Origin of the sequence: Luteimonas sp. TWI596 (assembly GCF_039674105.1) — a bacterium.
GTDB lineage: Bacteria > Pseudomonadota > Gammaproteobacteria > Xanthomonadales > Xanthomonadaceae > Luteimonas.
In genome coordinates, this window is the sequence record NZ_JBDJMU010000027.1 from 26,543 (window position 1) to 36,997 (window position 10,455).

Genomic DNA, 10,455 nt, shown 5'->3' on the forward strand with positions numbered 1-10,455 from the left:
GTCAGAGTCGATTATTCGCCGCATCCATCAGGCCGCGGCGAATCAATTGGATGCTGACCCCGGTTTCTTGAAAATTCGACTCTGACCCCGGTTTTGCGTGTGTGCACGGCGTTCGACCTAGAATCGAAACGTCCCCGCTTCGAGAGGCCGCGATGCCCGCCGCTTCCGACCTTCCTCGCGTCGTCATCGTCGGCGGCGGCTTCGCCGGGCTCTGGGCCACGCGCGCTCTGGCCAGCGCCCCGGTGCGCATCACCCTGATCGACCGCGGCAACCATCACCTGTTCCAGCCGCTGCTTTACCAGGTCGCCACAGCCGGCCTGTCGGCGCCGGACATCGCCGCGCCGTTGCGTCACATCCTGCGACGCCAGCGCAATGTCGAGGTGCGCATGGCCGAGGTCGAGGGCATCGAGCCCGAGACTCGCACGCTCACCCTCGATGGCGGCATGACCTTGGGCTACGACCGCCTGGTGCTCGCCGCCGGCGCCACCCACGCCTATTTCGGCAACGACCGCTGGGCACCGCACGCGCCGGGACTGAAGACGCTCGACGATGCGCTGCACCTGCGCCGCCGCATGCTGCTCGCCTTCGAGCGCGCCGAGGCCGAGACTGATCCCGAGGCCCGCGCCGCGTGGCTGAGCTTCGCGATCGTCGGCGGCGGTCCGACCGGTGTCGAGCTGGCCGGGACGCTGGCCGAGATCGCGCGCCACACCCTGCGCAGCGAGTTCCGGCATATCGACCCGGCGCTGGCCAAGGTCCGGCTGATCGAAGCCGGCCCGCGCGTGCTCGCCTCGTTCCCCGAGGACCTCTCGGCCAAGGCGCGCCGCCAGCTGGAAAAGCTCGGCGTGGAGGTGCTCACCGGCGAACCGGTCGCCCAGATCGATGCCGACGGCTACCGGATCGGCGAGCGTCGCATCGCCGCCCGAACCGTGATCTGGGCTGCCGGCGTCGCGGCCTCGCCGCTGGGCGCGCTGCTCGATGTGCCGCGCGATCGCGCCGGCCGTGTGCAGGTGGCCACCGACCTCACCGTGCCCGGCCATCCCGAGATCTACGCCATCGGCGACATGGTCGCGGTCGAGAGCGGCGGGCGCCCGGTCCCGGGCGTGGCCCCCGCCGCCAAGCAGATGGGCGAGCACGCGGCCGCCAACCTGCTCGCCGACCTGCGCGGCCAGCCCAGGACGCCGTTCGTCTACCGCGACTACGGCAACCTCGCCACGATCGGCCGCATGGCCGGCGTCGCGCATCTGGGGCGCATCAAACTCTCGGGCGCGCCTGCGTGGTGGTTCTGGCTGGTCGCCCACGTGTTCTTCCTGATCGGCTTCCGCAACCGCGTCGTGGTGCTGCTCAACTGGACGCTCGCGTACTGGACCCACCGGCGCGCGGCGCGGATCATCTTCGGGCCCGCGCCCGAGGTCGGGCCCGATGCAGCGGTTCGCGACCGATCGCTGCAGGCTTCCGATAGCATGGCTGCTCACCCGCCGGCGCCCGACGCCGCGCCGGACTGAGCCTCCCCCGATCTGATGCACTGACGATGCTCGATATCTCCACGCACAACTTCTTGATCGCGCTCGCGGTCACGACCGCGGCCGGCCTGGCCACAGGCCTGGGCAGCCTGCTGGTGATCTTCGCCAAGCAGCCCAACGCACGCCTGCTCGCGTTCGGGCTCGCATTCGCGGCTGGCGCGATGGTGTACGTGTCGCTGACCGAGATCCTCGACAAGTCGATTCTCGCCTTCACGGACGCCTACGGCGAGCAGCTCGGCTTCACCTGGGGCACGCTGGCGTTTCTGGGCGGCGTGCTGTTCATCGTCACCATCGACCGCCTGGTGCCCAACCCGCACGAGCGGCTGGAGGTCGACGACCCGTACTTCCGCGAGCACAACGCCAGCTACGTCAAACGCGTCGGTCTGCTGACGGCGGTCGCGATCACCGCGCACAACTTCCCGGAAGGCCTGGCGACGTTCTTCGCCACGATCGAGAACCCAGGCGTCGGCCTGCCGTTGGCGTTCGCCATCGCAATCCACAACATCCCCGAGGGCATCGCGATCGCGGTCCCGGTGTACTTCGCCACCAGCAACAAGACCTACGCCTTCCTGGCCTGCCTGCTGTCGGGCCTGGCCGAGCCGCTGGGCGCACTGATCGGATACGCGCTGCTGCGCCCGTTCCTGTCCGAACCGGTGTTCGGCGCCGTCTTCGGGCTCATTGCCGGCGTCATGGTCTTCCTCGCACTCGACGAATTGCTGCCCGCCGCCAAGCGCTACGCCAAGGGCCACGAAACCGTCTACGGCCTGGTCGCCGGCATGGCCGCACTGGCGTTGAGCCTGGTGCTGTTCAAGTGGTGATGTCCAAGTCGCGATCGTGACGCCCAGTGCCGTCGCCGGATTCCTTGTGCTGCCACTCGAGACGCCGCGCACTGAGGACCGCTGTATACGTACATGAAAAGGCCCGCCTCGTAACGAGGCGGGCCGAGACCGCAAGCCGGCGATGCCGGTCGAACCGCAATACTAGAAGTCGTATTGAATCTGGAACCGGACGTAGCGAGGATCGGAGAAGTACTTCGCCTGACCGTAGTTGTAGTAATTGCGATAGCCGCTGGGGCCGTTATAAGCGAAGTTGGTCTCGTACACCTGGACGGGCTTGATGTTGTTGAAGGCGTTGATCACGTCGACATTCACCCGCAACCCCTCGAGCCAGCTGGGCTTGTAGACCAAGCTCGGGCTGAGCGTGATGATCCATGGCGTCCGGCCGGCAGAGCCAACAGGACTGACCACATCGTCCTCAGCTCGATCGATGTTGGAGCCCGTGGTGATGTCGCCGGTATCACATACGTGGAATACGCCGGTATAGCCATACTGGGTGCCGAAGCTGCCGTAACCACCGCCAAGGCAGGAGATGGGCGAGCCGGACTGCGCCAGCAGGTTGAAGCCGATCTCCCATTGCTCGCTCAGCGCGTAACTGCCGAAGATCTTCAGGCTGTGGCGATGATCGTTGAACAGATAACCATCGGCGCCAATCATGATCTCCGAGAAATCGAAGTCAGACGTGGTGCCGGTGTCGTCCTGGCCATTGGTGCTCTTGACCAGGCCCTCGAGATTGCCCGTCAGCTTGGACCATGTGTACGAACCGCTCAGGTACCAGTTCTCGGTCGCCTTGTCCGCGCTCAGCGTGACGGCCTTGTAGTTGCGCTTGGCCTCCGGGCCGAGGGCGTCGGCAGGAACGGTCAGTGTGACCGGATTGCCATCGACGTTGATGTCGGTGGTGATGGTCAGATCCTTGCCCGGGTTGTAGAGGTAGCAGCCCGGGATGCCACCCGGCACCGTCCACTCGTCCGCCCAGTTCGAAAGGTCGTAACCTGCCTCGATGCCGGCCCGGTAGAGGGCACGCGCATCGCAAGTGTCGTCGATCGCGGTGTCGACACGGCGATAGGTGCCTTTCACTCCCAGCGTCCAGCCGTCAAGGAAGGCGTTGTCGGACACAAGCCGGTGCTGGTAGCCGAGGATGGCCTCGTCCTGGGTGTAGGGATCGAGATCGCGCGATGCGACCGCGCGCGGATCGGGCACGCTCCCGTCCTCGCCGTTGTAGATCCGATCCTGAGAGCCACCATCATAGGGTCCGGTAATGTTGACCGGGGTGCCAGTGACCGGATCCAGGCCGCCGGAGTAGGTATAGAAGTTCTCCACGTAGTACGAGGCAGATGCCGCACGAAGCGCCACATTGGCGGCGATCGGAAGCGAGTAGCGGCCCACTGAAGCGTAGAGCTTGCTATCGCCGTTGCCGGTCACATCCCAGGTGAAGCCCACACGAGGCTGCCAGATGTTGTCCTGCTTGACGAACGTCACGCCTGTGCTGTTCTTGTTCTCGAACGAGTCGTTGCGCACGCCCAGATACAACATGAAGTTGTCGGTGATGTTCCAGTTGTCCTCGACGTACCAGGACTTCTGGTCGATTTCGACACTACCGCCGGTCGCATACTTGATGCGATCGACGATATCGACAGACTCGTCGGCATCAAGCCAGTAATCGGACGTGGTGATGTACTGGAGGTCCTGGATCGTGCCCTGAAAGGACTTCCAGCGCTCGTCGCTGTAGCCGAACGAGAACCGGTGATCCCCCAGTCGCCATTCGAGATCGATGCGACCAGCGTTACGCTCATTGGAACCGTTGAATACATCGACGCTGCTCACCGTGGCGCAGCCGATGTTTTGGCCGAAGCGCGGGCTGTCGGGTCGATAATCCAGCACATAGGGGCAAGGCGGCGAGCTCTCGACATCGCCGTAGTACTTGTTCTCCACACCATCGGCATTGACGGTGTAGTTGGAATTCGTGTTCTGCATTCGCCCGTACTGCAGCGACAGCGTGAGATCGTCGTTCAGGTAGCTGGTCCACTTCAGAATGTGGGTATCGCCACCGTTCTCCCTGAATTCCTTGCCGGTGTAATCGGTCTTGCTCGCCTGCGCATTTGCCGCGGCGCTGTCAAAAGCAGCGATGTAGTTGGTGTAAGTCTGCTTGCGGGTATTGTCGAAGCCGGTGTACTCGAGATGATTGTTGTCGTTGAGGTACCAGTCCAACTTGACCATCCAGTACGGCTGCTCGGACTTGTAGTCGTATGCGGTCGTGCCGAGCGCGCTGGTGTAGGCGCCGGTCGGCGAGGACGAATAGCCGCTACCGCGCACGCCATAGGAGGCCGCATCCCAGTTGCTGAATGACCCTAGCGCAAAGAAGAACAGCCGGTCTTCAACCAGCGCGCCACTGGTCCAGAAGCTCAGATTGTCGGAGGAGGACTCATTGCGATCATAAGAGCGCCAGATCGTGCCGTCCTTGAGAGTGACCGGGTCAGGCTGCTCCCGCAACGAGTTGGGGGCGAACGTGTAACTCACCCCTCCCTTGAGTTCGTTGCTGCCGCGCTTGACCACCACGCTCGTCACGCCGCCAGTGGAGAAGCCGTATCGGGCACCGTAACCACCGGTCTGCACATCCAACTGCTCGATGGCCTGGTAAGGCACCTCTGTGAACGAAAGGTTGTCGTACAGGTTAGTGACGTTGAATCCGTTGATGTAGTAGCTGTTCTCGGCTGCTGAAGCACCACCAAAAGATGCATTACCGAAGTACTCGCTGCTCGACGCGGTGCCAGGGGTCAGCAAGGACACGGCGGTGACGTTGCGCGCGACGGGCAAGGTATTGAGCTGTTCGGCGGTAAATGTGGTTCGGGTTTCGATGCTGGTCAGGTCGATGTTGTTGACGCCCCCCAGTCCACGCACGCGGACCGTGTCCAGGCTGGTCGCGTCCGCGGCCAGGGAGGTCGTGACCGCTTGACCAGCAATGACCGTGACCCGAGTGGTCCTGCCAGACACCGTCAGCTCATACTGCCCGGGAGGCAGCGCCGAAATGCGGAACCGGCCGTCATTGCCGACCACCGCCTCTCGGGTCGCGCCCGAAGCAAGACTCCGAACCTGGACGCGGCTCCCCGGATCGCCACCATTGCTGCCCAGGATGTCTCCCGAAGTACTTTGCGCCGTCGCCACCCCGATACAGGTCAGCAGCGCGATGCTCAATGCGGCACGTCGAAACACCGGTTTGGCGCGATTGTGGCACTTGTTCATTGCTTCTCCTCAGGTTGATGCGCCGGCATGGCCTGCGCGCATTCATGAACAAAAACAAAACCAAGGCAGAAGCTAGTCTAATAATTAACAGAAATGCAACAAAAAGACCTGCTGATCTATTGACTTTCCGACGAACGGTCGGGTTAAAAAGCACTGCGCATTCAGAAGGGTGGGGGCGGGTTTGTGGCCCTGCGTTGCAGAGCATGCGAACGCGCATACAGAAACGGCCCGCTTGCGCGGGCCGTCCGGGGTCCAGCATTGGCGAACAGGACTCAGGCCGCGAACAACGCCTTCATCTTCTTCAGCGCATTGGCCTCGACCTGGCGGATCCGCTCGGCGGACACGCCGTACTCGTCGGCCAGCTCCTGCAGCGTCACCTTGTGCTCGTCGTCGAGCCAGCGGCGACGGATGATGTCGCGCGAGCGGGCGTCGAGCTTGGCCATGCCTTCGCGCAGCAGTTCGAGCTGGTCGGCCTCGCTGTCGCTGCGCTCGTACGCCTGTGCCGGATCTTCGTCCTGTGCGACGAGGTAGGCGACCGGCGCCGGCGGCGCATTGTCGTCGTCCTCGCCCGCGGGCGCATCGAACCCGATGTCGCGGCCCGACAGACGCGACTCCATCTCCAGCACTTCGCGCTCCGAGACGTTGAGGTCGGCGGCGACGGTGCGCACTTCCTCGGCGTTGAGCCAGCCCAGGCGGGTCTTGCTCTTGCGCAGATTGAAGAACAGCTTGCGCTGCGCCTTGGTCGTGGCGACCTTCACGATCCGCCAGTTCTTGAGGATGAACTCGTGCATCTCGGCACGGATCCAATGCACGGCGAAGCTCACCAGGCGCACACCGACGTCCGGATCGAAGCGCTTGACGGCCTTCATCAGGCCGATATTGCCCTCCTGGATCAGATCGCCCAGCGGCAACCCGTAGCCGTTGTAACCGCGGGCCACATGGACGACGAAGCGCAGATGCGAATGGACCAGCTCGCGCGCGGCATCGAGATCGTCGTGATCGCGATACCTCTGCGCCAGCGCCTGCTCCTCTTCGACCGTCAGCACCGGAATCTGGTGCACGGCGCCGATATAGGCATCGAGCGAACCGAGCGGGCTGGGGATCGGCAGGCTGTTGGCAACCAGGGCGTGGGTCATGGTCTGCGTGCTCATGAAAGGGATGGTAGCAGTCTCCAGATATGACTGCTAAGGCCGCTGGAAGTTCCCGAGCGTTCCGTTTACGGAACGTCCAGCACTTCCTGGACAGGGATCATTCACAGAAGCGAGACAGCCCGCGGCACTGCTGCCAGCCGTCTCAGGAACTCGATCCTGCACCTAGGCGGGCGAATCCACGATGAAGATCAGGCCCAGCCGGCGATGCCTGCAATTGTCTCCCGCGCCGACGCCAGCGCCGGCGAGAGCGGTGCGATGCGCGGCCGGCGGTCGAGCATGCAGGTCAAGGCCGCCTCCAACAGGCAGGCATGGCCCTGGCGGAGCGCCTGACACTGGGCGGCCGGCAACAGACCCGCCGTGGCCGCGGCCTCGAGCAACGCCGGCGTGGCCCTGGGCGCGAGCAGTCCGGGGTGCGTCGCCGCCGCCTGCAGCACCAGCGACTGGGCCAGGAACTCCAGATCCACCAGCCCACCCTCGCCCTGCTTGAGGTCGAATCGGTCGGCCGTCGAACGGTCGAGTTCGCCGCGCATGCGTCGGCGCATCGCGGCGATCTCCTCGCGCAGCGCCGCCGGGTCACGAGGCCGGGCCAGTGTGTCGCTGCGGACGGATTCGAACGCCTCGCGCATCGGCGCATCGCCCGCGACCACGCGCGCGCGCACCAGCGCCTGGTGTTCCCAGGTCCATGCGCGCTCGCGCTGGTACTCCGCGTAGCTGGCCAGCGACGACACCAGCAGCCCCTTGCCGCCGTCCGGGCGCAGACGCACGTCGACGTCGTAGAGCCGGCCGCCGCCGGTGACCGTCCCCAGCAGGGCGACGATCTTCTGCGCAAGACGCGCCGCCCAACGCTGGGCATCGAGCGGCCGCGCGCCGTCGGACTGGGCATCGGCGGGCGCGTCGTAGAGGAAGACCAGGTCGAGGTCCGACCCGAAGCCCAGTTCCTCGCCGCCCAGGCTACCGTAGCCGACCACCACGAAACGGGCATCGGGCAACCGGCCATGGGCGCGCTCGAGTTCGCGCATCGCCAGTGCGAGCACCACCTCGACCACCGCGTCGGCCAGCCAGGCCAGTTGCCGGGTCGCCGTCGGCGGATCGAGCCGGCGGTCAAGCGTGGCCAGTGCGATCCGGAAGCTCAATTGCTGGCGGATCTCGTTGAGCGCGAGCAGCGCCGCTTCCAGATCGCGCTGCTGCAGCGCACGGCTGCACTCGGTCGCCAAACCATCGCGCTCGGGCAATGGCCCTTCGACCCGGGCGTCGAGCAGTTCGTCGAGTAGCAGGGGATGCGCGGCGAGGCGCTCGGCGAGGAAGGCGCTACGGGTCACCGCCTCCACCAGCCGCGCCAGCGCAGCCGGTTGCTCGTCGAGCAAGGCCAGGTAGCTCGCACGCCGCAGGATGTTGTGCAGCAGCGCCAGCAGGCGGCGCACCGCCTGCAGCGGCCGATCCGCCGGCGCAGAGGCTTGCAGCAGCACCGGCATCAGCCGGTCGAGCCGCGCGCGGGCATTGTCCGACAGATCGCGCACGCTCGGCGAGCGCGCGAAGTCGCGCAGTGCCTCGGCGACCTCGCGCGCATCGGCAAATCCGGCCTCGGCCAGTGTCTGCGCATCGCCGCCGTCGGGCAGCGCGCGCCACCAGGTCGCCAGATCGCTGTCGGTGTCGACGCTGCGCTGCTGGCTGCGGACCGCCAGCAGCGCATCGAACTCGTGCGCAACGTGGCCGCGCTCGCGCCGCAGCTCGGTCTCAAGCGCCGCCCAATGGGCGTACCCCAGACCGGACGCGATCCGCAGCCGGTCGAGCGGATCGGCCGGCAGCAGATGGGTTTGCGCATCGCGCAGCATCTGCAGCCGGTTCTCGACGCGGCGCAGGAACAGGTAGGCCGCCTGCAGCCGCGCCAGCGCCTCGTCGGCCAGTTGCCCTGCCGCATGCAGCGCGCGCAGTGCCGGCAGCAGCCGTCGCTCGCGCAGCGCCGGTTCGCGCCCGCCCCGGATCAGCTGCAGCGCCTGGGCCAGGAACTCGACTTCGCGGATGCCGCCATCGCCGCGCTTGATGTCGTCGGCCAGCTCCCGGCGCGCGACTTCGGCCGCGATCATGTCCTTCATCTGCCGCAGGCCGTCGAGCGCGCCGAAGTCGAGATAACGGCGGTAGACGAACGGGCGCAGCAGGTCGAGGAAACGCGCGCCTGCGGCGAGGTCGCCGGCCACGGGCCGTGCTTTTTGCCAGGCATAGCGCTCCCAATCGCGTCCCTCGCGCTGGAAGTACTGCTCCATCGCCGCAAAGCTCAACGCGATCCGGCCGGCGTTGCCGAACGGCCGCAGGCGCAGGTCGACGCGATGGCAGAAGCCGTCGCCGGTGATCTCGTCGAGCAGCCGCGCCAGTTGCTGGCCCAGCCGGGTGAAGTAGTCCTCGGCCGCCAACGGCCGCGCGCCGTCGCTCTCGCCGGCCGCTTCGAAGCCGTAGACCAGATCGATATCGGAACTGAAGTTCAGTTCGCCACCGCCGAGCTTGCCGAGCCCGAACACGACCAACCGCACCGCGCGGCCCTCGCCGTCGCGCACGACGCCGTGGCGATCGGCGAAAGCCTGTTCGAGGGCGTCAAGTGCGACCTGCAGGCAGGTCTCGGCCAACTGGGTGCTGCCGGCGAGCGTCGTTTCGACATCGTCCAGCCCATGCACGTCGCGCCAGATCAGCCGGGTCGAACAGGCCAGGCGATAGCGCCGCAGCAGCATCGGCCAGTCGCTGCGATTGCCGGCGTCCAACTGCGGCGGTGCGGGCGGCGTATCGCCGTCGTCGGCCAGCAGCTCTGCGAGCAGGTCGGGCTGGCGCTGCAGCACGTCGATCGCGACGTCGCTGGCGACCGCGACCGGATGCAGCCGCGCCATCGCCGCGGGGGCGGCGTGCACATCGTCGGGCAGGCGGGCCAACAGGCGGGCGACATGCGCATCAAGCGCTGTACGTGGATCGTCGGTCATCCCGCCATCATGACAGCGGCCGTCGGTGCGAAACAGGACGCCGGAATGGGCGTTCCACTTCGGATGGGCAGCAGCCTACCAGCCGGACGCCGCTCTCCCCCGCAACAAACCGGGGGCAGAGTGCAATTTCGTCTTGAGAAATTGCACTCTGCCCCCGGTTTTAGTTTTGCGGGAAGACGCAGAATCGACCGGCGCCGGCGAAGAACCAAAAAAAAGGTTCTTCGCAGATTAGCGGGGAGTCCCTTGCCAGCCACCGTTACGCTTGAGGCCTGATTCCAGGGCGCAAGGGTGAGGGGATGTTCGACCGCAAGATGATCGAGAGGCTGGGCGGGTGGGAAGGCTATCGGGTGGAGCGCATCGCATGGCCCGAGGGCGGCAGCCGGACCGTGACGATCTACCTCAAGCCCAGCGCCCGCATGATGTACTGCCAGCACTGCGGCAGTCGGTGCCGGCAGGTGCTTGAGACGACTGCGCGGCGGGTGCGTGACCTACCGCTGATGGCACTTCAAGTGCGATTGTTGGTGCCGCGCCGGCGCGTCTGGTGCGACCAGTGCGGCGGTCCGCGACTGAAAAGTTGAGCTGGCTGGGGCGCTACCAGCGGGTGACCAACCGGTTGGCCGAGGCGGTCAGCCAGCTGCTTGAATCCAGCAACATCCTGGCTGTTGCCCGCTTTTTCCAACTGGGTTGGCACACGGTCAAGGCGCTCGATAAGGCCCAGTTGCGGCAGGTTGTGCGGGCGCCGGAT

Annotated in this window: 5 protein-coding genes and 1 pseudogene; 3 read left to right on the forward strand and 3 right to left on the reverse strand. The window is 65.9% G+C overall.

All coding sequences use genetic code 11. The annotated features are described in order from the left end of the window. The first annotated feature begins 152 nt into the window (after window positions 1–152). Together ABE487_RS15735 and zupT are read left to right on the forward strand one after the other, a co-directional pair. Window positions 153–1,502 (forward strand): NAD(P)/FAD-dependent oxidoreductase, encoded by a 1,350-nt coding sequence (locus ABE487_RS15735; RefSeq protein WP_346442922.1) that lies wholly within the window; start codon window positions 153–155, stop codon window positions 1,500–1,502. A gap of 26 nt (window positions 1,503–1,528) precedes the next feature. Next, complete coding sequence (zupT, locus tag ABE487_RS15740; protein ID WP_346442920.1) at window positions 1,529–2,338, forward strand: zinc transporter ZupT; 810 nt, start codon at window positions 1,529–1,531, stop codon at window positions 2,336–2,338. Between the two features lie 162 nt (window positions 2,339–2,500). On the opposite strand, the gene ABE487_RS15745 is transcribed toward zupT, so the two are convergent. The 3 genes from ABE487_RS15745 to glnE all read right to left on the reverse strand — a co-directional run bounded on the left by ABE487_RS15745 (window position 2,501) and on the right by glnE (window position 9,710). Further along, a complete protein-coding gene (locus tag ABE487_RS15745; RefSeq protein ID WP_346452304.1) occupies window positions 2,501–5,596 on the reverse strand; it encodes a TonB-dependent receptor in 3,096 nt (1,031 codons plus the stop codon). A 272-nt stretch (window positions 5,597–5,868) separates the two neighbouring features. Then, window positions 5,869–6,747 carry an RNA polymerase sigma factor RpoH gene (rpoH, locus tag ABE487_RS15750; RefSeq protein ID WP_337244027.1) on the reverse strand — a complete coding sequence of 293 codons (879 nt, stop codon included), beginning with the start codon at window positions 6,745–6,747 and terminating at the stop codon, window positions 5,869–5,871. 188 nt (window positions 6,748–6,935) lie between these two features. Continuing rightward, a complete protein-coding gene (gene glnE, locus ABE487_RS15755; protein ID WP_346448255.1) occupies window positions 6,936–9,710 on the reverse strand; it encodes a bifunctional [glutamate--ammonia ligase]-adenylyl-L-tyrosine phosphorylase/[glutamate--ammonia-ligase] adenylyltransferase in 2,775 nt (924 codons plus the stop codon). Between the two features lie 296 nt (window positions 9,711–10,006). Between glnE and ABE487_RS15760 the strand changes: the two are divergent. Further along, window positions 10,007–10,455: pseudogene (locus tag ABE487_RS15760) on the forward strand (helix-turn-helix domain-containing protein); the annotation flags it as partial.